Annotated in this window: 22 protein-coding genes; 18 read left to right on the top strand and 4 right to left on the bottom strand. The window is 55.6% G+C overall.

Annotation, left to right across the window (positions count from 1 at the left end):
• Window positions 1-88: 88 nt before the first annotated feature.
• Window positions 89-1,279 (bottom strand): maltose/maltodextrin ABC transporter substrate-binding protein MalE, encoded by a 1,191-nt coding sequence (gene malE, locus BFV65_RS01410; protein WP_022646733.1) that lies wholly within the window; start codon window positions 1,277-1,279, stop codon window positions 89-91.
• A 371-nt stretch (window positions 1,280-1,650) separates the two neighbouring features.
• On the opposite strand from malE, the gene malK reads away from it, so the two are divergent.
• The 5 genes from malK (at window position 1,651) to ubiA (ending at window position 6,715) form a co-directional block, all read left to right on the top strand.
• On the top strand, window positions 1,651-2,760 hold the full coding sequence (gene malK, locus BFV65_RS01415; RefSeq protein WP_003860329.1) for a maltose/maltodextrin ABC transporter ATP-binding protein MalK: 1,110 nt from the start codon (window positions 1,651-1,653) through the stop codon (window positions 2,758-2,760).
• 42 nt (window positions 2,761-2,802) lie between these two features.
• A complete protein-coding gene (locus tag BFV65_RS01420; RefSeq protein WP_026094413.1) occupies window positions 2,803-4,110 on the top strand; it encodes a maltoporin in 1,308 nt (435 codons plus the stop codon).
• Window positions 4,111-4,224: 114 nt separating this feature from the next.
• On the top strand, window positions 4,225-5,163 hold the full coding sequence (gene malM / locus BFV65_RS01425) for a maltose operon protein MalM (RefSeq protein WP_069596145.1): 939 nt from the start codon (window positions 4,225-4,227) through the stop codon (window positions 5,161-5,163).
• Window positions 5,164-5,335: 172 nt separating this feature from the next.
• The gene (gene ubiC / locus BFV65_RS01430) at window positions 5,336-5,833 is read left to right on the top strand and encodes a chorismate lyase (protein WP_015570175.1); all 498 of its coding nucleotides are present in this window, start codon (window positions 5,336-5,338) and stop codon (window positions 5,831-5,833) included.
• Window positions 5,834-5,845: 12 nt separating this feature from the next.
• Window positions 5,846-6,715 (top strand): 4-hydroxybenzoate octaprenyltransferase, encoded by an 870-nt coding sequence (ubiA, locus tag BFV65_RS01435; protein ID WP_022646737.1) that lies wholly within the window; start codon window positions 5,846-5,848, stop codon window positions 6,713-6,715.
• Between the two features lie 89 nt (window positions 6,716-6,804).
• On the opposite strand, the gene plsB is transcribed toward ubiA, so the two are convergent.
• Complete coding sequence (gene plsB / locus BFV65_RS01440; protein WP_023299088.1) at window positions 6,805-9,225, bottom strand: glycerol-3-phosphate 1-O-acyltransferase PlsB; 2,421 nt, start codon at window positions 9,223-9,225, stop codon at window positions 6,805-6,807.
• Window positions 9,226-9,379: 154 nt separating this feature from the next.
• Here plsB and BFV65_RS01445 point away from each other — a divergent pair, with 154 nt between their 5' ends.
• The 4 genes from BFV65_RS01445 (at window position 9,380) to BFV65_RS01460 (ending at window position 12,195) form a co-directional block, all read left to right on the top strand.
• Window positions 9,380-9,748 carry a diacylglycerol kinase gene (locus BFV65_RS01445; protein ID WP_006810487.1) on the top strand — a complete coding sequence of 123 codons (369 nt, stop codon included), beginning with the start codon at window positions 9,380-9,382 and terminating at the stop codon, window positions 9,746-9,748.
• A 108-nt stretch (window positions 9,749-9,856) separates the two neighbouring features.
• The gene (gene lexA, locus BFV65_RS01450) at window positions 9,857-10,465 is read left to right on the top strand and encodes a transcriptional repressor LexA (RefSeq protein ID WP_003860318.1); all 609 of its coding nucleotides are present in this window, start codon (window positions 9,857-9,859) and stop codon (window positions 10,463-10,465) included.
• A gap of 63 nt (window positions 10,466-10,528) precedes the next feature.
• Window positions 10,529-11,866, top strand: coding sequence for an MATE family efflux transporter DinF (gene dinF, locus BFV65_RS01455; RefSeq protein ID WP_063850400.1), 1,338 nt, complete (start codon window positions 10,529-10,531; stop codon window positions 11,864-11,866).
• A gap of 119 nt (window positions 11,867-11,985) precedes the next feature.
• Window positions 11,986-12,195 (top strand): CsbD family protein, encoded by a 210-nt coding sequence (locus tag BFV65_RS01460; RefSeq protein WP_003860314.1) that lies wholly within the window; start codon window positions 11,986-11,988, stop codon window positions 12,193-12,195.
• Between the two features lie 47 nt (window positions 12,196-12,242).
• On the opposite strand, the gene zur is transcribed toward BFV65_RS01460, so the two are convergent.
• Window positions 12,243-12,755: a zinc uptake transcriptional repressor Zur gene (gene zur / locus BFV65_RS01465; RefSeq protein WP_003860309.1), complete on the bottom strand. Its 513-nt coding sequence runs from the start codon at window positions 12,753-12,755 to the stop codon at window positions 12,243-12,245.
• 117 nt (window positions 12,756-12,872) lie between these two features.
• Between zur and BFV65_RS01470 the strand changes: the two genes are divergently transcribed.
• The 4 genes from BFV65_RS01470 to pspG all read left to right on the top strand — a co-directional run bounded on the left by BFV65_RS01470 (window position 12,873) and on the right by pspG (window position 16,297).
• Window positions 12,873-13,361: a cupin domain-containing protein gene (locus tag BFV65_RS01470; RefSeq protein ID WP_022646741.1), complete on the top strand. Its 489-nt coding sequence runs from the start codon at window positions 12,873-12,875 to the stop codon at window positions 13,359-13,361.
• Window positions 13,362-13,553: 192 nt separating this feature from the next.
• Window positions 13,554-14,840, top strand: a complete 1,287-nt coding sequence (locus tag BFV65_RS01475) for a conjugal transfer protein TraF (RefSeq protein WP_227414713.1) — start codon at window positions 13,554-13,556, stop codon at window positions 14,838-14,840.
• 82 nt (window positions 14,841-14,922) lie between these two features.
• Entirely contained in the window at window positions 14,923-15,918 is a 996-nt protein-coding gene (gene dusA / locus BFV65_RS01480; protein WP_069596146.1) for a tRNA dihydrouridine(20/20a) synthase DusA, read from the top strand.
• Window positions 15,919-16,054: 136 nt separating this feature from the next.
• A complete protein-coding gene (gene pspG / locus BFV65_RS01485; protein WP_058646377.1) occupies window positions 16,055-16,297 on the top strand; it encodes an envelope stress response protein PspG in 243 nt (80 codons plus the stop codon).
• 185 nt (window positions 16,298-16,482) lie between these two features.
• On the opposite strand, the gene BFV65_RS01490 is transcribed toward pspG, so the two are convergent.
• Window positions 16,483-17,466: a quinone oxidoreductase gene (locus BFV65_RS01490; protein WP_022646744.1), complete on the bottom strand. Its 984-nt coding sequence runs from the start codon at window positions 17,464-17,466 to the stop codon at window positions 16,483-16,485.
• 66 nt (window positions 17,467-17,532) lie between these two features.
• On the opposite strand from BFV65_RS01490, the gene dnaB reads away from it, so the two are divergent.
• The 5 genes from dnaB (at window position 17,533) to tyrB (ending at window position 22,895) form a co-directional block, all read left to right on the top strand.
• Window positions 17,533-18,945, top strand: coding sequence for a replicative DNA helicase (gene dnaB, locus BFV65_RS01495; protein ID WP_003860298.1), 1,413 nt, complete (start codon window positions 17,533-17,535; stop codon window positions 18,943-18,945).
• Between the two features lie 16 nt (window positions 18,946-18,961).
• Window positions 18,962-20,041, top strand: a complete 1,080-nt coding sequence (alr, locus tag BFV65_RS01500) for an alanine racemase (protein WP_063150901.1) — start codon at window positions 18,962-18,964, stop codon at window positions 20,039-20,041.
• A gap of 21 nt (window positions 20,042-20,062) precedes the next feature.
• Window positions 20,063-20,620 (top strand): nicotinamide riboside transporter PnuC, encoded by a 558-nt coding sequence (gene pnuC, locus BFV65_RS01505; protein WP_069596147.1) that lies wholly within the window; start codon window positions 20,063-20,065, stop codon window positions 20,618-20,620.
• Window positions 20,617-21,630, top strand: coding sequence for an AAA family ATPase (locus BFV65_RS01510; protein WP_069596148.1), 1,014 nt, complete (start codon window positions 20,617-20,619; stop codon window positions 21,628-21,630). Before pnuC ends, BFV65_RS01510 begins: the two co-directional genes overlap by 4 nt.
• A 71-nt stretch (window positions 21,631-21,701) precedes the next feature.
• Window positions 21,702-22,895, top strand: coding sequence for an aromatic amino acid transaminase (tyrB, locus tag BFV65_RS01515; RefSeq protein WP_069596149.1), 1,194 nt, complete (start codon window positions 21,702-21,704; stop codon window positions 22,893-22,895).
• Window positions 22,896-23,247: the final 352 nt, after the last annotated feature.

Below are 23,247 nucleotides of genomic sequence, written 5' to 3' on the forward strand. Positions count from 1 at the left end.
GTCAGGTGGCGCTGCGCTTACCTGACCTACGGATCGTGCCGTAGTCGTAGGGCGGGTAAGCGCACGCGCCACCCGCCGTTTTTCAGACTTACTTAGTAATACGACCCTGAGCATCTTTCAGCGCGGCATCAACAGTCTGGCGACCGCTTGCAGCGTTGATGACGGCGGTACGGGTGGCGTACCAGAACGCAGCCATCTGTGGGATGTTCGGCATGATTTCGCCTTTTTGGGCGTTATCCATGGTGGCCGCAATGCGTGGATCTTTCGCTAACTGATCCTGGAAGGATTTCAGCGCAACGGCGCCCAGCGGTTTGTCCTTGTTCACTTCATCCAGACCCTGATCGGTCAGCAGGTAGTTTTCCAGGAACTCTTTCGCCAGCTCTTTGTTCGGGCTGGCGGCGTTGATACCCGCGCTCAGCACGCCAACAAACGGTTTAGACGGCTTGCCGTTGAAGGTTGGCAGCAGGGTCACGCCGTAGTTGACTTTGCTCTTGTCGATGTTGGTCCAGGCCCACGGACCGTTGATGGTCATCGCGGTTTCGCCTTTGTTGAACGCCGCTTCCGCGATGGAGTAGTCGGTATCCGCGTTCATGTGTTTGTTCTTAATCAGGTCAACCAGGAAGGTCAGGCCTTTTTTCGCGCCCGCGTTGTCCACGCCCACGTCTTTCACGTCATATTTGCCGTTTTCAAACTTGAACGCGTAGCCGCCGTCGGCAGCAATCAGCGGCCAGGTGAAGTACGGCTCTTGCAGGTTGAACATCAGAGCGGATTTACCTTTCGCCTTCAGCTCTTTATCCAGAGCAGGGATCTCTTCCCAGGTTTTCGGTGGATTTGGCACCAGGTCTTTGTTGTAAATCAGTGACAGGGCTTCAACCGCGATTGGGTAAGCGATCAGCTTGCCGTTATAGCGAACGGCGTCCCAGGTGAACGGGAACAGTTTGTCCTGGAAGGCTTTGTCTGGCGTGACTTCTGCCAGCAGGCCAGACTGCGCGTAGCCCCCGAAACGGTCATGCGCCCAGAAGATAATGTCCGGACCATCGCCGGTTGCCGCAACCTGCGGGAACTTCTCTTCCAGTTTGTCCGGGTGTTCTACGGTGACTTTGATACCGGTGTCTTTCTCGAATTTTTTGCCCACTTCGGCCAGACCGTTATAGCCCTTGTCGCCGTTAATCCAGATAACCAGCTTACCTTCTTCAATTTTGGCGAGAGCCGGTGCGGAAATCATCATTGCTGCGAGGGCGGACAATGCGAAAACGCGTGCGCCAGTCTTGATCTTCATATCTGCCATCCTTTATTGGTGATGTGCTCGTGGATACATAAGGTGGTTCAACGTGACTCAGTCTCCTTATTTGACATCCTCTTTCCATCCTCCCAGTCCCTACGCCCCACCCCCTGTTTGTGTGATCCCTGTAACATAAATTTAAGTTATGAGTGCTGGCGCACATAAAAACCCATTGAATTTTGCAGGCCGCTTCACGATTTTCGCCTCAGCCCCTCCGCTGCGGTCGCAGAGCCTGCTCTCTCATCCTCCCGCCTCCTCCCCCATAAAAAAGCCGGGGGGTGGAGGATTCACGAAAGTAATGGAACACGCATAGTGAACTTATCTTGAATGTTTCTGTCGGTGACAGGTTGTAACGAAGGGAGAAGGGCATGGCGAGCGTACAGCTGCGTAATGTAACGAAAGCCTGGGGCGACGTTGTGGTGTCAAAAGACATCAATCTGGACATCCACGAAGGTGAGTTTGTGGTGTTCGTTGGTCCATCAGGCTGTGGTAAATCTACTCTGCTGCGTATGATTGCCGGTCTTGAAACCATCACCAGTGGCGATTTATTTATTGGTGATACCCGAATGAACGACATCCCGCCAGCTGAACGCGGCGTGGGCATGGTGTTCCAGTCTTATGCGCTTTATCCGCATCTTTCCGTTGCCGAGAACATGTCCTTTGGCCTGAAGCTGGCCGGCGCGAAAAAAGAGACCATTAACCAGCGCGTCACCCAGGTGGCGGAAGTGCTCCAGCTGGCACATCTGCTGGAGCGTAAACCGAAGGCGCTCTCCGGTGGTCAGCGTCAGCGTGTGGCGATCGGCCGTACGCTGGTGGCCGAGCCGCGCGTGTTCCTGCTCGATGAACCTCTCTCTAACCTGGATGCCGCCCTGCGCGTCCAGATGCGTATCGAAATCTCCCGTCTGCACAAGCGTCTTGGACGCACGATGATTTACGTCACCCACGATCAGGTCGAAGCGATGACGCTGGCCGACAAAATCGTGGTACTGGACGCCGGTCGCGTGGCGCAGGTGGGCAAACCGCTGGAGCTGTATCACTACCCGGCAGACCGCTTTGTTGCGGGCTTCATTGGCTCGCCAAAGATGAACTTCCTGCCCGTAAAAGTGACCGCGACGGCAATCGAACAGGTACAGGTGGAGCTGCCAAACCGTCAGCAGGTCTGGCTGCCAGTCGACAGCGCCAACGTACAGGTGGGGGCCAATATGTCCCTCGGTATCCGTCCTGAGCATCTACTGCCAAGCCACATTGCGGATGTGACGCTGGAAGGTGAAGTTCAGGTCGTCGAACAGCTTGGTCACGAAACACAGATTCATATCCAGATCCCCGCCATCCGTCAGAACCTGGTCTACCGCCAGAATGACGTGGTGTTGGTAGAAGAGGGTGCCACATTCGCTATCGGTTTGCCGCCAGAGCGTTGCCATCTGTTCCGTGAGGATGGCACTGCATGTCGTCGGTTGCACAAAGAGCCAGGCGTTTAAGCATTCCAATTACAAAGAAAAGCAATGATCTCAGGAGATAGAATAATGATTACTCTGCGCAAAGTCCCTCTGGCTGTCGCCATTGCGGCAGGCATCCTGTCTGCCCAGGCGGGCGCCGTAGACTTTAAAGGTTATGCTCGTTCCGGCATTGGCTGGACCGGAAGTGGCGGTGAACAACAATGTTTCCAGGCAACAGGCGCACAAAGTAAATACCGTCTCGGTAACGAATGTGAAACCTACGCCGAACTGAAACTGGGCCAGGAAGTGTGGAAAGAAGGCGACAAGAGCTTCTATTTCGACACCAACGTAGCGTACTCCGTTTCTCAACAGAATGACTGGGAATCCACCAGCCCGGCCTTCCGTGAAGCTAACGTGCAGGGTAAAAACCTGATTGAATGGCTGCCAGGCTCTACCATCTGGGCCGGTAAACGCTTCTATCAGCGTCATGACGTACACATGATCGACTTCTACTACTGGGATATCTCTGGTCCTGGTGCCGGTATTGAAAACATCGATCTGGGCTTTGGTAAACTCTCTCTGGCAGCGACCCGTTCTTCTGAGTCCGGCGGTTCTGCAACCTTCGCCGATCGTGATGCGAACGGCGACCGTATTTATGACAACGTGGTACCAAACGATGTCTTCGACGTCCGTTTAGCCGGTCTGGAAACCAACCCGGGCGGTACGCTGGAGCTGGGCGTTGACTACGGTCATACCAACATTCCTGACGACTACTACCTGCAACCTGGCGCCTCTAAAGATGGCTGGCTGTTCACCGCTGAACACACCCAGAGCATGATGAAAGGCTTCAACAAGTTCGTACTGCAATACGGTACGGATTCCATGACCTCTAACGGTAAAGGTATTCCACAGGGCGGCAGCATCGATAACGACGGCTCTATGTGGCGCGTGCTGGATCACGGTGCAATCACCCTGGCAGACCGTTGGGACCTGATGTACGTCGGTATGTACCAGAACATCGATCGTGACAACAACAACGGTACCGAGTGGTGGACCGTGGGTGTTCGTCCAATGTTCAAATGGACGCCGATCATGAGCACCTTGCTGGAAGTGGGCTACGACAACGTCAAATCTCAGAAAACTGACGACAAAAACAGCCAGTACAAAATCACCCTGGCACAGCAATGGCAGGCAGGCGACAGCATCTGGTCCCGTCCGGCTATCCGCGTCTTCGCAACCTACGCGAAGTGGGATGAGAAATGGGGCTACGCGAACAACGGCGATACGGGCTACACCTCTGGCGTAGCGTATAGCGACACCTCCGCGAAAACCTTCAGCCGTGGCGACAACGATGAGTGGACCTTCGGTGCCCAGATGGAAATCTGGTGGTAATTCGTTAGACCTGACGTAATGACCTAAAAAGAGGGGCGTGAGCCCCTCTCTCCTTAGGGTGCTGCGCGCTATTGCCTGGCCACCGCAGTGCTCACGCTATCAGAGGTAATAACAATGAAAATGAAGAAAAGTCTCGTCGCGCTGTGCCTCTCTGCGGGGCTGTTGGCCTGTGCGCCTGCGGTCACCTTTGCAGATGTGAATTTTGTTCCTCAAAATACCAGCGCTGCGCCAGCTATTCCGGCTGCGGCACTTCAGCAACTGGTGTGGACGCCAGTTGATCAATCGAAAACACAAACTACCCAGCTTTCAGCGGGGGGTCAGTCACTGAACGTGCCGGGTATCAGCGGTCCGGTCGCGGCTTTCAGCGTGCCGGCGAATATCGGCGAGCTGACCCTGACGTTGACCAGTGAAGTCAATAAACAGACCAGCGTCTTCGCGCCTAACGTGCTGATCCTCGATCAGAACATGACGCCATCCGCGTTCTTCCCAAGCGACTATTTCAGCTATCAGGAGCCTGGCGTCATGAGTGCCGATCGGCTGGAAGGCGTTATGCGCCTGACGCCAGCCCTGGGTCAGCAGAAGATTTATGTCCTGGTGTTCACGACTGAAAAAGATCTGCAACAGACAACGAAGCTTGTTGACCCGGCAAAAGCCTATGCGAAAGGCACGGGGAACTCTGTCCCGGATATTCCGGACCCGCTTGCCCGTCATACAACCGATGGTCTGATCAAGCTGAAAGTCTCCACCAACAGCGCCTCCAGCGTACTCGTAGGCCCACTGTTTGGCTCATCTGGCCCGGGTCCGGTAACGGTGGGTAATACTGCCGCGCCTGTGTATGCCGCGCCAGCCGCAGCACCAGCCGCAACCCCGGCCCCGGCGAAAAAAGCCGAGCCGGTGCTTAACGATACTGAAACTTACTTTAACAACGCCATCAAGCAGGCAGTTAAAAACGGCGATGTCGATAAAGCGCTGAAACTGCTTGATGAAGCCGAGCGTTTAGGTTCAACCACTGCCCGTTCCACCTTTATCAGCAGTGTAAAAGGCAAGGGGTAACCGTCTCCCCACAGTGCTGATTTTGTTAGTCGTTTGGTGCGCCTTCGCGGGCGCACTTTTTTTGGCTAAGTTGCACCTTTGTTGCGATAGTGATCGTTAAATTCTGTTTGTCCGTCCTCATTTTGCCAATCTGCGATACAATGCTTTTACGTTATGTATCGGAGAGTCTGGCATGTCACACCCCGCGCTAACGCAGCTGCGTGCGCTACGCTATTTCGACCAAATACCCGCGCTTGACCCGGAGCAACTGGACTGGCTGTTGCTGGAAGATTCCATGACAAAACGTTTTGAGCAACAGGGTAAAACGGTCACGGTGACGATGATTCAGGAAGGGTTTGTCTCGCCTGCGGAGATTGCCAGCGAGCTGCCGCTGCTGCCGCAGGAAGAACGCTACTGGCTGCGTGAAATTTTACTCTGTGCGGATGGCGAGCCGTGGCTTGCCGGGCGGACGGTGGTTCCTGAGTCTACACTTTCCGGGCCGGAGCTGGCATTGCAACGCCTCGGCAAAACGCCCCTGGGGCGCTATCTGTTCACCTCGTCTGAACTGACCCGTGATTTTATTGAAATTGGTTGCGATGCCGATTTGTGGGGGCGCCGTTCCCGCCTTCGTTTGAGTGGCAAGCCGTTAATACTGACGGAACTCTTTTTGCCTGCATCGCCGTTGTATTAAGAGGGAGAAAAAATGGAGTGGAGTCTGACGCAGAATAAGCTGCTGGCCTATCACCGCCTGATGCGTACTGATAAACCCATTGGCGCGCTGCTGCTGCTGTGGCCGACCTTATGGGCGCTGTGGGTTGCCACGCCGGGCGTACCGCCGCTGTGGATCCTGGCGGTGTTTGTGGCGGGTGTCTGGCTGATGCGCGCTGCGGGCTGTGTGGTCAACGACTATGCTGACCGGAAATTTGATGGACATGTTAAGCGCACCGCGAATCGTCCTTTGCCGAGCGGTCAGGTGACCGGGAAAGAGGCGCGCATCCTGTTTGTGGTGCTGGTGCTTCTCTCTTTCATGCTGGTGTTAACCCTTAACACCATGACCATTCTGCTGTCCGTCGCTGCTCTGGCGCTGGCCTGGGTCTATCCATTTATGAAGCGATACACCCATCTGCCGCAGGTGGTATTGGGTGCGGCATTTGGCTGGTCGATTCCCATGGCGTTTGCCGCGGTCAGCGAGTCCGTTCCGCTCAGCTGCTGGCTGATGTTCCTGGCGAATATTCTCTGGGCCGTTGCGTACGATACCCAATACGCGATGGTCGATCGCGATGACGATCTCAAGATTGGCATCAAATCGACAGCGATCCTGTTTGGCCGTCACGACAAACTGATCATCGGCATATTGCAGGTGGCGGTGCTGGCGTTGATGGTGGCGATTGGTCGCCTGAACGGGCTGAACTGGGAGTTTTACTGGTCCGTGCTGGTGGCGGGTCTGCTGTTTGCGTATCAGCAGAAGCTGATCGTGAAGCGCGAGCGTGAAGCCTGCTTTAAAGCGTTTCTGAATAATAACTACGTCGGGCTGGTGCTGTTTATGGGGCTGGCGATGAGTTACTGGTCATAAAAAAACCGGGTGGCGGCTTCGCCTTACCCGGCCTACGATTTAGCAGAACATGTAGGCCGGGTAAGCGTTAGCGCCACCCGGCTTTAACATCACTCGCCCTGCGTCGAACTCTCAATCGTTAAACGCACATCCGCGGTAATCAGCTCTGCCAGCATCTGGTAAACCTTCATCGTCTCTTCCGGCTCGGCATCGCCCGTATCGCTAATGTAACCTTCGTCGCGCAGCGTCAGCACCAGGGAGCTGAATACCGCTTTGTCGAAGAATTCCGGGGCGTTAATGCCATGCAGAACGGACAGGCGCTGGGCCAGCGTCCGACTCTCTTTTTCCAGCGTACCGCGGTTGATTGACGGGTTAGCACTCAATAACCAGAAGGTAATGGCGTAGCGCTGCAACGTCTCACGCGCACCGGAAGCCAGGAGCTGCAAGGTTCGGGAACGTGACGGATTGATATGCAGTTCGTCATCACTGATGGTAATCAGCCCCTGACGACGCATCTCTGCGGACATTTTATCGAGCTCTGCCGCCAGCTCATCCTTACTCCAGCGCAGGAACAGCTCCGCTTTCAGCATCGGATAGATGGCCTGAATATGGCGCAGCAGCTCCTGACGCGAAATACGGCGGTGCTGGGTAATAATGGCAGCCATCAGTGACGGCAGCATCAGCATGTGAGTGATGTTATTACGGTAGTAGGTCATCAGCACGGCCTGCTCGCGCGGCAGAATGATGATGTCACCAATCGTATCTTTCTCGACTTCGAACTTGTTCATCTGCAACGCGTGATCGATCAGTTCGCTGGCGGTGGCAGACGGCACGGTCGAATCCACGGAATACGGCACGTTGCGCATGATATCCAGATAGCAATCAATCTGCTCGGTCAGCTGCTCGCGAGTCAGTGAACGCTGGCGAGAGGCCAGAAGCGCGGTACAACACAGGTTCATGGCGTTTGCCGCACCAGCATTGTTGATGCGTACCATCAGCTCGGATGCAATGCCGTTGACCGTTGGCGTCAGCCAGGCCGGACGTACCGCTTCGATAGGATCAATAGACTCGCGCCACTCCGGAACATGATGGTTCAGATATGTCATCAGGGGCAGGGGCTCGCCAAAGTTCACGTAGCCCTGACCGAGGTTGCGCAATTTACTCAGACCACGCAGCATCTGCGGCAGACTCTCTTTCTCTTTGGTCGCACCGCGCAGCTCTTTCGCGTAGGTGCCCACTTCCATCACGTGTTCATAACCGATGTAAATAGGCACCAGCGTGATAGGACGCGTACCGCCACGCAGCATGGCCTGAATGGTCATCGACAGCGTGCCGGTCTTCGGATCGAGCAGACGACCGGTACGGGAGCGACCGCCTTCAACAAAGTACTCCACGGAATAACCGCGGCTGAACAGCTCGCCCAGATACTCCCTGAAAACGGTGGAGTAGAGCTTGTTACCCTTGAAGGTACGACGAATGAAGAACGCACCCAGACGGCGGAAAATCGGACCTGCTGGCCAGAAGTTCAGGTTGATACCGGCAGCAATATGCGGCGGCACCAGGCCCTGGTGATAGAGCACGTAAGAGAGCAGCAGGTAGTCCATGTGGCTGCGGTGGCAGGGCACATAGACAATCTCGTGGCCGTCATGCGCTAACTGACGCACGCGCTCGGCGTTGTGGACGTTAATCCCCTGATAGAGGCGGTTCCACGTGAAACCGAGGATACGGTCAGAGAGACGAATCATCTCGTAGGAGAAGTTTGCGGCGATCTCTTCCATCAGCGCGATTGCGTTCTGCTGCGCTTTCTCGTGCGAAATCTTCTTGCTGCGCGCTTCGTCTTCTACGGCACGGGCAATCGCTTTGGAAGCCAGCAGCTTGTTAAACAGATCCTGACGCGCCGGGAGACGTGGCCCAACGGCCGCCAGACGCTGACGTGCAAAGTGCATACGCGCAACGCGCGCCAGCTTTTGCGCAATGATTTTGTCAGTACCGTGTTCATCCGCCATGCGGCGCAGTGAAACGGAAGGCGAGAAGCGAACAAAGCTGTCGCGTCCCAGCCATGAGACGGCGAAGAATTTCTGAATGCCGTTGAGCATACGCAGCGGCGGGTTCTCTTCCCCTTTTTCACGCCCCGGACGACGGCCAAACATCACCGACACCGGCACCATCTGCACGTCCAGATCGGGGTTGCTGCGGTGCAGATCGAGGTAATCATGGAACAGCTTAATGGACTCTTCTTTCGGCGTGTAATAGGTGAACACGCGCGGTCCGCCATGGATGAACACGTAGCGCGGCAGCAGCGTACCGTCGACTTCCAGCGGTTCAAGCGGGTCAGGTAAATCGTGCGCCAGACATTGAGCGCGAAGCGTTAGCAGGTCTGCCTTCGAGTTATAAGGCAAAACGTACATAATAGGGCGCGACGTATCGAGCCCTAATTCCAGCGCAGGTTCTGCTGGGATAGACTTACTTTTTACCAGTACGCTTAATGGTAAATTAAGTAATTTGTAGTAAATTCGTGGCCAGCCGGACATAAACGATGTAAAGCCTCTGGTTAATAATGCAATTGCGGCGCAAGGATAACAGAAAGCGCGCAAAATTTCTGTTGTTACCCGTCATACTTCAGGTCGCAGCAAAACGCGCTGCGGCTTTAGTTACTGACGCTATTTATCATAAAAGGTTCTTTTAATGGCCAATAATACCACTGGGTTAACTCGAATCATTAAAGCTGCCGGTTATTCATGGAAAGGTTTCCGCGCCGCATGGGTTAATGAAGCCGCTTTCCGCCAGGAAGCGGTTGCCGCAATCGTTGCCGTTGTCATCGCCTGCTTCCTTGATGTTGATGCTATCACCCGCGTACTGCTCATCGGATCTGTCCTTCTGGTGATGATAGTGGAAATTCTGAATAGCGCTATTGAGGCCGTTGTTGACCGAATCGGGTCGGAATTCCATGAACTGTCTGGCCGGGCGAAAGACATGGGTTCCGCTGCCGTACTGCTGTCGATTATCACGGCGGCGATCACCTGGGTCACGCTACTTTGGTCGCATTTCCGATGAGCCTCGAGGAATAATTAAGTCCCTGGTTTTTTGTGCAGTTTTTGGTTCCAAAATCGCCTTTGACTGTATATACTCACAGCATAACTGTATATACACCCAGGGGGCGGTATGAAAGCGTTAACGACCAGGCAGCAAGAGGTGTTTGATCTCATTCGGGATCATATCGGCCAGACGGGTATGCCACCCACGCGTGCAGAAATTGCGCAGCGTCTGGGCTTCCGTTCTCCTAATGCTGCCGAAGAGCACCTTAAGGCGCTTGCGCGTAAGGGCGTGATTGAGATTGTTTCCGGCGCCTCACGCGGCATCCGTCTGCTGGTGGAAGAAGAGAGCGGTATTCCGCTGGTGGGTCGCGTAGCCGCAGGTGAACCTCTGCTGGCGCAGCAGCACATCGAAGGGCACTATCAGGTTGACCCAGGCATGTTCAAGCCGAGCGCCGATTTCCTGCTGCGCGTTAGCGGAATGTCCATGAAAGATATCGGTATTCTTGATGGCGATCTGCTGGCGGTACACAAAACCCAGGACGTGCGTAACGGACAAGTCGTGGTGGCGCGCATTGATGATGAAGTGACGGTTAAGCGCCTGAAAAAACAAGGCAATACCGTGCAGCTTCTGCCTGAAAACAATGAATTCTCCCCGATTGTGGTGGATCTCCGCGAGCAGAGCTTCTCTATTGAAGGGCTGGCTGTCGGCGTTATCCGCAACGGTGAATGGCTGTAATCTCTTCCTGACAGGCTGTAGTTCCTCTACAGCCTGGCCTGTTTTCTGATTCCGGTAATTTCCATGGCATTGCTAACTTCTGCCGATAAGGCGTTGTGGCGTCTTGCGCTACCGATGATTTTTTCCAATATTACCGTTCCTCTGCTGGGGCTGGTTGATACGGCGGTAATCGGGCATCTGGATTCGCCGATTTACCTGGGCGGCGTCGCGATTGGCGCAACGGCGACCAGCTTCCTCTTTATGCTGCTACTTTTTCTGCGCATGAGTACGACAGGCCTTACGGCCCAGGCGTATGGTGCAAAAGATCCCCTGCGTCTGGCGCGTGCGCTGGTTCAGCCGCTCATTCTGGCGTTCGGTGCTGGCGCGTTAATCGTTCTGTTGCGTACGCCGCTGATTGATCTTGCGCTCCATATTGTAGGCGGCAGCGATGCCGTACTGGAACAAGCCCGGCGGTTCCTCGAAATTCGCTGGCTCAGCGCGCCCGCTTCACTGGCAAACCTGGTCCTTCTGGGCTGGCTGCTGGGCGTGCAGTACGCCCGCGCGCCAGTGATCCTGCTGGTGGTGGGCAACCTGCTTAACATTGTGCTCGATCTCTGGCTGGTGATGGGACTGCACATGAACGTCCGGGGCGCGGCGCTGGCTACGGCAATTGCCGAGTACGGGACGCTGCTGATCGGTTTGGGGATGGTCTGGCGCGTGCTGGTGATGCGCGGTATCACCCTGGATCTGCTGAAATCGGCCTGGCGCGGCAATATGCGTAAGCTGCTGGCGCTTAATCGCGACATCATGCTCCGTTCGCTCCTGCTGCAACTCTGCTTCGGCGCATTAACCGTTTTTGGTGCGCGTCTTGGGCCTGAGATCGTCGCCGTCAACGCAGTGCTCATGACGTTACTGACCTTTACCGCTTACGCGCTGGATGGTTTTGCTTACGCCGTCGAGGCGCATTCAGGGCAGGCTTATGGCGCGCGTGAAAGCGGCCAGTTACGCGAAGTCTGGCGTGCAGCCTGTCGTCAGGCGGGTCTGGTGGCGCTGGTCTTTGCTCTGGTTTACGCCTGTTTTGGTGGGCATATTGTCGCGCTTCTCACCTCGTTGCCCGCGCTACGTGAGCTGGCCGATCGCTACATCCTCTGGCAGGTAGTATTACCGGTGGTGGGCGTGTGGTGCTATTTGCTGGACGGCATGTTTATTGGTGCGACGCGAGGGGCGGAGATGCGCAACAGTATGGCCGTCGCTGCGGCGGGGTTCGGCCTGACGCTGCTGACCTTGCCGTATCTCGGCAATCATGGTCTGTGGCTCGCGCTGGCGGTGTTTCTCTCACTGCGTGGCCTTTCGCTGGCCGTTATCTGGCGTCGTCACTGGCGAAACAATACCTGGTTTCCAGCCCCGCACGATATATCGTAACGGTTAAAGATTCCGAATATAAAAATAAATGCCGAATCCTTAACTACAATAATAATCACGTCCAGCAGAAAAGAACGAAGCGGACGATACTCATAGACGCTTAACACGAGGACACGATTATGAATAAAGATGAAATCGGCGGCAACTGGAAGCAATTCAAAGGTAAAGCGAAAGAACAGTGGGGTAAGCTGACAGATGACGATATGACCGTCATTGAAGGTAAGCGCGATCAGCTGGTAGGTAAAATCCAGGAGCGCTACGGTTACGAAAAAGATCAGGCGGAAAACGAAGTCAAAGACTGGGAAACCCGTAACGACTACCGCTGGTAACCGGTACTATCCCCAAGGGCGGCCCTGAGCCGCCTTTTTCTTTGGCTTTAACGCGGCTTTTTCTTCACCAGGATAGAGTGATCGTGCTGACAGTCATCCTGATGACGGCATGACTCCACCTCCACGCAGGCAGAACATAAGCCGTGGGCTTCAATCACGTTATGGCGCAGCGCAAAGCCCATTCTGGCTGCCAGCGTATGCATAATATCTTCCACACCTTCCGCACACTCTTCCTTCACCACACCACAGCGATCGCAGATAAACATGGCGGACGTGTGAGTAGGCTGGTCAAAAAGATGGCACAGCACATAGCTGTTTGTTGATTCCACTTTATGCACAAACCCTTGCTCCAGCAGAAAATCCAGCGCCCGATAGACGGTCGGCGGTTTTGCCTGCGGCTCGCTTTCACGCAGCAGGTCGAGCAGATCGTAAGCGCTGATGGCACCCTGTTGCAGGCTCATCAGACGCAGTACCTCAAGGCGCTGCGGGGTCAGGCGCACATTGCGTTGCGCACAGAGCTTTTCAGCTTGCGCTAACAGCTCTTTTGTGGACTTGTCCATCGGGCACCTCGGATGTGGTAAGGGGTGAAAACCCTCACTTTATCATGTTCTGCTAAAAACACCGAGATCCGCCAGGCTGTGCTATACCTGACGCATCGCAAATCGGGAGATCGCATGATGAAAAGACCTGACTGTATTCGGCACTGGCGGGACGTGGAAGGCGCCGATGACGCAACGTATCCGGACAGCAATGAACGGTTTTCTATTGGCGCGCCGCTGGCCCGCAAGCTGGGACTCGGCCGCATTGGTATTCACCATGAACGGCTGCCGCCCGGACGCCGTACTTCTTATCCGCATGCGGAAAGCGACGAAGAGGAGTTTGTTTACGTTCTGGAGGGTTACCCTGAGGCCTGGATCAATGGTTATCTGTGGAAGCTTGAACCCGGAGACAGCGTGGGATTTCCTGCCGGCACGGGCGTGTGCCATACCTTTATCAACAACACCGATGAAGAGGTGCGCTTACTGGTGGTGGGTGAGGCTAATAAAAAACATAACCGCATCTACTATCCCCTCAATCCGGTGTATGCCGTGACGCGCGAAGACCACTGGGTAGACCATCCGCCTCAGTTTTTTGGCCCGCACGATGGAAAACCTGGGCGAAAATAATTTCCTCTTCTATAAATATTGATGGCCGTCACATATTACAACAGGCCGGGATGGAATTTAACTTAAGGAAATAGCGGGTCTTTTTGCACTTATTCACAGCAATAGTTCGTTCCTGTTTGGGTGATAACAGACAGGGTTAACTAATAACAAACTATTTACGAGCACACTGTGAAAAAACATTTTAAATTTTCGATGGTTAGCATCGCTGTCTCCTTTTTTATGGCAAATCAGGCGGGAGCAGCCAATACCTGGACGGAAGCGCGTAGCGACGCAATGGGCGGAACGGGTGTCGCGGCAGGGAGCTATGGCAGCGGGGCGTTAATCAACCCCGCGTTACTGGCAAAATCTAAGCCCGAGGATGATGTGACGGTCATTTTGCCGTCCGTTGGCGTGCAGGTGACCGATGAAGACAATCTTCAGGACGAGATTGATACCATTAACGATAAAATCAATCATTACAAGGACGTGGTTGATAGTCTGACCCCCATTGATATCATCACGAATCCATTAGGTTCGATCAATCAGTTCCAGGGCGCAGCGAAAGATCTCGCTGATGAGCTGGACTACCTGAAAGGCAAAACCGCACACGCCACCGCAGGGGCGGGGATTGCCGTCAGTATCCCTAACGATGTCCTTTCCGTGGCCTTTATGGCCAAAGGCTATGCACATGGCCGCGTCAGCTCTTCAATCGATCAGCAGGACATTGATTATCTGCGCGGTATACAACGAAGCGATGCGGTGGCTGCCGGTGTGGCGCTGGATGCCGCGCTAAACGGTTCCGATCAGATCACCAAAAACCTTAACTCTACGGCGTCTGGTCGGGCGGCGATTGTGTCCGACTACGGTATTGCGGTAGCCCGTCAGTTCGATCTTGGCGGCGTTCCGGTTTCCGTTGGCGTCACGCCGAAGCTGCAAAAAACCTGGCTCTATAACTACACTACCTCAATCTACGATTACGACAGTAATAAGTGGAACGACAGCCGCTACCGTACCGACGACACTGGCTTCAACGTCGATGCCGGTATTGCTGCTGATTTCGGTGAAAACTGGACGGTCGGCGTGAGCGGGCAAAACCTGATGTCGCGCGATATCGATACCAAAGATATCCGCATTCGCAACGGGCGCACAGGAGAGGTGGTGAGTTATAAAGACACCTATCAGATCCGTCCGCTGGTCACTGCCGGGGCCGCCTGGCACAACGATCTGGTGACGCTGACCGCGGACGGGGATCTGACCGAAACCAAGGGCTTTAAAAGCGAAGACACCTCCCAGTACGTTGGCGTCGGTGCCGAAGTCACGCCGCTGAGCTGGCTGGCAGTACGCGCCGGTTATCGTGCGGATATGAAGGGGAACGACAGCAACGTCTTTACCGGCGGTGTCGGTTTTGCGCCGTTCAACTCCGTCCATGTTGACCTGATGGGGCTTTATGGCGAAGACGAGACCTGGGGCGCAGGGGCGCAGTTGAGCATGACGTTCTAAAGTACACCGGAGGCGCTGCGCCTCCGGCTTTTCTTTGTGCTATAGTAGCGCCCCTTTTCCACCAGATGCTTAAAAGTTCGCCATGTCGTCAGAATTTCAGACCGCTTTCTCTGCACACCGTTTCTCCATTGCGCCAATGCTCGACTGGACGGACAGACATTGCCGCTATTTCCTGCGTCAGCTCTCCCGCCATACGCTGCTATACACCGAAATGGTCACTACCGGCGCAATTATTCACGGCAAAGGCGACTATCTGGCGTACAGCGAAGAGGAGCATCCGGTTGCGCTGCAACTCGGTGGCAGCGATCCGGCTGCGCTGGCGCAGTGCGCGAAGCTGGCCGAAGAACGCGGCTATGACGAGATTAACCTCAACGTCGGTTGTCCGTCCGACCGTGTGCAAAACGGCATGTTCGGCGCGTGTCTGATGGGAAATGCGCACCTGGTGGCGGACTGCATCAAAGCGATGCGCGACGTCGTCTCTATCCCGGTCACGGTCAAAACCCGTATCGGCATAGACGACCAGGATAGCTATGAGTTTCTGTGTGATTTCATCAACACGGTATCAGGGAAGGGTGAATGCGAGATGTTTATCATCCACGCCCGTAAAGCCTGGCTCTCAGGCCTCAGCCCGAAAGAAAACCGCGAGATCCCGCCGCTGGACTACCCGCGCGTGTACCAGCTGAAACGCGACTTCCCACACCTGACCATGTCGATCAATGGCGGTATTAAGTCTCTGGACGAGGCCAAAGCGCACCTCGAACATATGGATGGCGTGATGGTCGGACGCGAGGCGTATCAGAATCCGGGCATTCTGGCGACGGTTGACCGGGAAATCTTTGGCGTTGAGGGTGCTGACACCGATCCCGTGGCCGTAGTGCGCGCCATGTATCCGTACATTGAGCGCGAGCTGAGTCATGGTACGTATCTGGGCCACATTACCCGCCATATGCTTGGCCTGTTCCAGGGCATTCCTGGTGCGCGCCAGTGGCGTCGTTATCTCAGCGAGAACGCGCATAAAGCCGGTGCGGATATTGAGGTACTGGAACACGCGCTGCGTCTGGTTGCGGATAAACGTTAAATTTCGCTAAAAGATGGTCAAATACGCCACGCCCTGCAACACATTGCGGGGCGTTTTGCTTTCAGAACAACAACTTATTTTTGGCATGATTCTTGTAATGATCGCAGCATCATTCGGGAACTCTTGGGAGAGCACCATGCTGGAACTACTTTTTGTGATTGGTTTCTTTATCATGCTGATGGTCACGGGCGTGTCGCTGCTCGGTATTCTGGCCGCGCTCGTTGTGGCCACGGCGGTGATGTTTGTCGGCGGATTATTTGCCCTGACGATTAAACTCTTGCCGTGGTTACTTCTGGCGATTGCGGTGGTATGGGCCATACGGGCGATTAAATCACCAAAACTGCCGACTTATCAGCGTAATAACCGCTTCCGTTACTAAGGTATTGAGGGGTACGTCACATACCTGCAACTTTTCCGGCAGCAATCTTTAGAACAGAATAGGATTTACTTATCGAATCTGTCACTATGGCTGCCGCTAAAGAATTCATCGAGCTGTACCCTACATACAGCCGAACTAAAAAAAAGAAAGGGCTTCCCATGGGAAGCCCAATTTCTTTTTATGGCTCAGGGAATTAACAGACTTGAGCCCTGGGTTGCCCGGCTCTCCAGCACCTCATGCGCACGTTGCGCATCGGTCAGCGGATATTTCTGCGCTTCTGCCACATCCACTTTGATCACCCCGCTGGCGATCAGCGAGAACAGCTCGTTGCTGGCTTCCTCAAGTTCTTCCCGATTAGTGATGTAACCTTGCAGGGAAGGGCGGGTGACATACAGCGACCCTTTCTGATTCAGAATGCCCAGGTTCACGCCGGTGACAGCCCCGGAGGCGTTACCGAAGCTCACCATCAGCCCGCGACGTTGCAGGCAGTCCAGCGAAGATTCCCAGGTGTCTTTCCCCACCGAGTCATACACCACGCGTACCTTTTTGCCGCCAGTGATCTCTTTCAGCCGCTCAACGATGCTCTCTTCCCGGTAGTTGATCACCTGCCATGCGCCCGCGTCCAGCGCGCGCTGCGCTTTTTGCGCGCTGCCTGTGGTGCCGATCAGCTTCGCCCCCAGGGCTTTCGCCCACTGGCAGGCAATCAGCCCTACGCCACCTGCGGCTGCGTGAAACAGGAATTGCTCGTCAGGCTTAATTTCGTAGGTTTTGCGCAGCAGATAATAGACCGTCAGCCCTTTCAGGAATGAGGCGGCAGCCTGCTCGAAGCCGATCGCATTTGGCAGAAGCGCCGCTTTCTCGGCCGGAACGTTATGGATGGAGCTGTAAGCGCCCAGCGCCGACTGCGCGTACACCACGCGATCGCCTTCCTTAATGTGCTTAACCGCGCTGCCCACTTTGCTGACGATACCGGCCGCCTCGGTGCCCAGTCCGCTCGGCATCGACGGAGGCGGATAGAGACCGCCGCGAATATAGGTATCGATGTAGTTAATGCCGATCGCTTTGTTTTCAACCTGGATTTCGTTCTCGCCAGGTGCCGTGGGGGTAAACTCCACGGCTTGCAGTACGTCTGGCCCGCCATGTTTCTGGAACTCAATGCGTGTTGCCATGCTCCCTCCGTTAGAAAATTATGGTAATCTTTCGACCCACTCTTTATCTCGGTAACTCCATTCACTATGGCAGGAAACAAACCCTTCAACAAACAGACTGAACCCCGTGAACGTGATTATCAGGTCGCCGGGTTAAAAGTCCCGCCGCACTCGATTGAAGCGGAACAGTCGGTGTTGGGCGGTTTAATGCTGGATAACGAACGTTGGGACGACGTCGCCGAGCGCGTTGTTGCGGAAGACTTCTATACCCGCCCGCACCGCCACATCTTTACTGAAATGGCGCGTTTGCAGGAGTCGGGCAGCCCGATCGACCTGATTACACTCGCAGAATCGCTGGAGCGTCTGGGACAGCTCGACAGTGTCGGCGGGTTTGCCTATCTGGCAGAACTGTCAAAAAACACGCCAAGTGCCGCGAACATCAGCGCTTACGCTGATATCGTCCGTGAACGTGCCGTTGTCCGCGAGATGATCTCGGTGGCGAATGAGATCGCCGAGGCCGGTTTCGATCCCCAGGGGCGCACCAGCGAAGATCTACTTGATCTTGCCGAGTCCCGCGTCTTTAAAATCGCCGAAAGCCGTGCGAACAAAGACGAAGGCCCGAAAAACATCGCCGATGTGCTCGACGCCACCGTTGCGCGTATTGAGCAGCTTTTCCAGCAGCCGCACGATGGCGTGACGGGGGTGAACACCGGTTATGACGATCTCAACAAGAAAACGGCAGGTCTTCAGCCATCGGATTTGATTATCGTCGCGGCGCGTCCGTCGATGGGTAAAACGACATTTGCGATGAACCTCGTCGAAAACGCGGCGATGTTGCAGGATAAACCGGTTCTTATCTTCAGTCTTGAGATGCCCTCAGAACAGATCATGATGCGTTCTCTGGCATCCCTTTCGCGCGTGGATCAGACCCGCATCCGTACCGGTCAGCTCGACGATGAGGACTGGGCGCGGATCTCCGGCACCATGGGGATTTTGCTGGAAAAACGGAACATCTATATTGATGACTCCTCCGGCCTGACGCCGACGGAAGTGCGCTCCCGCGCGCGCCGTATCGCCCGTGAACACGGTGGTATCGGTCTCATTATGATCGACTACCTTCAGCTGATGCGCGTTCCGTCGCTTTCCGACAACCGTACGCTGGAGATTGCCGAAATTTCCCGCTCGCTCAAAGCGTTAGCCAAAGAGCTGCACGTGCCGGTGGTGGCGCTGTCGCAGCTAAACCGTTCTCTGGAACAACGTGCAGACAAGCGCCCGGTCAACTCCGACCTGCGTGAATCCGGCTCCATCGAGCAGGATGCCGACTTAATCATGTTCATCTACCGTGATGAGGTTTATCACGAGAACAGCGATCTGAAAGGGATCGCCGAAATTATTATTGGTAAGCAACGTAACGGCCCCATCGGTACGGTACGTCTGACCTTTAACGGCCAGTGGTCGCGTTTCGACAACTATGCCGGTCCTCAATATGATGATGAGTAATTTCTAAGGAATTCAAATGCAAGCGGCAACTGTTGTGATTAACCGCCGCGCTCTGCGACACAACCTGCAACGTCTGCGAGAACTGGCGCCCGCCAGTAAGCTCGTTGCAGTCGTGAAAGCGAACGCTTACGGACACGGTCTTCTTGAGACCGCGCGAACGCTCCCCGATGCCGACGCTTTTGGCGTCGCCCGTCTCGAAGAAGCTCTCCGCCTGCGCGCAGGTGGAATTACGCAACCGATTCTGCTCCTCGAAGGCTTTTTTGAAGCCTCGGACCTGCCGACCATTGCCGATCAGCACCTGCAGACGGCGGTGCATAACGAAGAACAGCTGGCCGCGCTGGAAACGGCCGAACTGAGCGAGCCGGTCACCGTGTGGATGAAGCTCGACACGGGCATGCACCGCCTGGGCGTGCGCCCGGAGAATGCCGAAGCGTTTTATCAGCGGTTGTGCCAGTGCAAGAACGTGCGTCAGCCGGTGAATATCGTCAGCCACTTTGCCCGCGCCGATGAGCCTGAATGCGGCGCAACGGAACAGCAGCTTGATATCTTCACCACCTTCTGCGAAGGCAAACCGGGGATGCGCTCCATTGCGGCGTCCGGCGGCCTTCTGCTGTGGCCGCAGTCGCACTTCGACTGGGCGCGTCCGGGGATTATCCTGTATGGCGTTTCCCCGCTTGAGAACAAACCCTGGGGACCGGACTTCGGCTTTAAGCCGGTGATGTCGCTGGTTTCAAAGCTGATTGCCGTGCGTGAGCACAAAGCAGGGGAGCCGGTAGGTTACGGCGGCACCTGGACCAGTGAGCGCGACACGCGGCTTGGCGTGGTAGCGATGGGCTACGGCGACGGCTATCCGCGCGCCGCGCCAACGGGTACGCCGGTACTGGTCAATGGTCGCGAAGTGAAGATTGTCGGCCGTGTGGCGATGGACATGATTTGTGTCGATCTGGGACCCGACGCGCAGGATAAAGCGGGGGACGATGCGGTGATGTGGGGCGAAGGCCTGCCGGTAGAGCGTATTGCTGAAATAACAAAAGTGAGTGCTTACGAACTTATCACGCGCCTTACCTCAAGGGTAGCGATGAAATACGTCGACTAATCACAGTATCCGGGAAGGGATATGTCACCATCTGAAATGGCTGCTTGTCTGGCCTATGCGCTCTCTGTCTGGCTGGCGGCCAGAAACAATATCAACACGTGGTGGATCGGTATTCTCGGCAGCGGGCTATACGCCTGGGTCTTCTATTCAGTGCAGCTCTATGCCGATGTTACCCTACAGCTCTTTTTCATTATCACGAGCATAACGGGTTGGGTGCACTGGCTGAAAGGAAACCGCGGAGAGGTATTGCCGGTGCGGCGAACCCGACCCAGACATTTTTTCCTTCTGCTGGCCTGTGCCGTGGCAGTAGCGGCGCTGTACGGGCTTTTATTGCATCGGTATACCAACGCCTGGGCGCCCTGGCTGGACTCCATTATTTTAACCTTCAGCATCCTGGCGCAGTTCATGCTAATGGGCCGGCGCCTGGAGAACTGGTACGTCTGGCTTGCCGTCAATACCCTTGCCGTGCCGCTGTATGCGATGAGGGGCCTGCATTTGACCGCGGTTCTGTATCTGGTGTTCTGGTTTAACGCCTGGCACGGTTTATATCATTGGCGTAAGGAGATCCGCGCGCGATGAAACCTTACGCAGAGGGTCTGATTGTCGGCAAGTTCGCGCCCTTACACGCAGGACATGAATTGCTTATCAACGCTGCGCTTGCCCGGTGCGAGACGGTGTTTATCATCAGCTATTCGCTACCGGAAATGCCGGGGTGCGAACCCGAAAAGCGCCTTCAGTGGCTACAGACGCGTTTCCCGCGGTGTCGTCACCTGGTGTTTTCGCTAGAGATCGCGGCGGGCCATGATATTGAACCGCCGCCGCCCAACGACGCAGATGCCGATCGCCACCGACACTACGTGGCTACCCTGTGCGAACGCTTCTTTCACTGCCGACCGGACGCCGTATTCACTGCGGAGGATTACGGCGATGGCTTTGCCCGCGTATTAAGCCAGCGTTTTGGCAAACCGGTCACGCACGTGCGGCTTCAGCGCCCGGAGGGCCCTGATGCGCCCTCAGGAACGCTTATTCGCTCTGATGTTCATCGCTACCGCGAGATGCTCTCGGCGGAGGTTTACCGGAGTTTTGTCTTTCGAATTTGCTTATTGGGCGGCGAGTCGACGGGCAAAAGCACGCTTTCCCGGGCGTTGGCAGCAGCGCTTAACGCGCCCTATGTCGCTGAGTTCGGGCGCGAATACTGGGAAGAAAAGAACGGAGTACTGGAATGCGACGATCTCCTGCATATTGCGCGCGAGCAGGTGCGGCGTGAGGACGCAGCCAGCACGGCGCCTTATCTGATTTGTGATACGTCGCCCTTAACCACGCTGTTTTATACCCTCGACCAGTATGGCTCGGCGCCTCAGGCGCTGCACGACTTAGCCGGGCGGGACTATTCGCTGGTTGTACTGTGCGGCGATGAATTTCCCTTTGTACAGGACGGTACCAGGCAAGGCGCGGCGTTTCGCCGCAGGCAGCAGTCGTGGTATATCGCTGAACTGGCGCGCCGAAATATCCCGTATTTACGCGTCACAGGGTCGACGTCTGAACGTATCGAACAAATTCGTGGGCATATCCTGAAACGGTTTTCATAACCTTCTCGACCTTCTCCTGCTTCCGGTTTATTGTTGAAAATCCTGCCTCATAACAATCCGGAGAACATCGCGTGTTTCAGAAAGTAGACGCCTACGCCGGCGACCCTATCCTCTCCTTGATGGAGCGTTTCAAAGAAGATCCTCGCAGCGACAAAGTGAACCTCAGCATCGGTCTTTATTACAACGAGGACGGCATCATTCCTCAACTGAAAGCCGTTGCCGAAGCCGAAGCGCGTCTTAACGCAACCCCGCACGGGGCTTCGCTTTATCTGCCGATGGAAGGGTTAAATACCTACCGTAATACCATTGCGCCGCTGCTGTTTGGTGCGGATCACGCGGTGCTCGCGCAAAAGCGTGTAGCGACTATCCAGACGCTGGGTGGCTCGGGTGCGCTGAAGGTAGGCGCAGATTTCCTGAAAAAGTACTTCCCGGATTCCGGCGTGTGGGTCAGCGACCCGACGTGGGAAAACCACGTGGCCATCTTTGAAGGCGCGGGCTTTAAGGTTGCGACCTATCCATGGTTCGACAGCGAAACCAACGGCGTACGCGTTGATGCGCTGCTGGAAAAACTGAACACCCTGCCGGAGCGCAGTATCGTATTGCTGCATCCGTGCTGCCATAACCCGACCGGTGCGGACCTCACCAATGCCCAGTGGGATGCGGTGATCGAGGTACTGAAGGCGCGTAACCTGATCCCGTTCCTCGACATCGCCTATCAGGGCTTTGGGGCGGGCATGGAGGAGGACGCCTACGCCATTCGCGCGATTGCCAGCGCGGGTCTGCCTGCGCTGGTCAGCAACTCTTTCTCAAAAATCTTCTCCCTCTACGGCGAGCGCGTCGGCGGTCTGTCCGTGGTGTGTGAAGACGCCGAATCCGCGGGACGCGTACTCGGTCAGCTGAAAGCGACGGTCCGCCGTATTTACTCCAGCCCGCCGAACTTTGGTGCGCAGGTGGTCGCGACCGTACTGGGCGATGATCAGCTGAAAGCCACCTGGCTTGCGGAAGTGGAAGGCATGCGTAAGCGCATCCTGTCGATGCGTCAGGAGCTGGTTAACGTTCTGAAAGAGGCCGTGCCTGGACATAACTTTGATTATCTTCTCAAGCAGCGCGGGATGTTCAGCTATACCGGACTGAGCGCAGCGCAGGTCGATCGCCTGCGCGAAGAGTTCGGTGTCTACCTGATCGCCAGCGGCCGTATGTGTGTGGCGGGGCTGAATGCCGGCAACGTCCAGCGCGTGGCGCAGGCGTTTGCAGCTGTGATGTAAGTACTCACTACTTATTATCTCCCTCTCCCTGTGGGCTGAGGGTTCCCCACAAATTAATGCGAGCACTGAGCAATCCCCTCGCCCCTCCGGGGAGAGGGTTAGGGTGAGGGGAACATACGGCGGTGGTGGTCATTCCGTTCACTTTATGTTCCTTGCTACTCTGTAACGACATGACCGGTGAACGTGCCTGGGTGGCTCAGTCGCCACCACCCTGGCGACCCGGGCTCCCGGCGGTAAATCGCCGCTTCGCGGTGCCCTCGGCTCATTCCTTCCGGCTTATCGGGTACGGGCGGAGGCAACGTCCCTGTAAAGCCGCCCTCTCGGCGCATCCCTGCGCCTCGCCCCGTCCTGC

Source organism: Enterobacter hormaechei subsp. hoffmannii (assembly GCF_001729745.1).
Taxonomy (GTDB): domain Bacteria; phylum Pseudomonadota; class Gammaproteobacteria; order Enterobacterales; family Enterobacteriaceae; genus Enterobacter; species Enterobacter intestinihominis.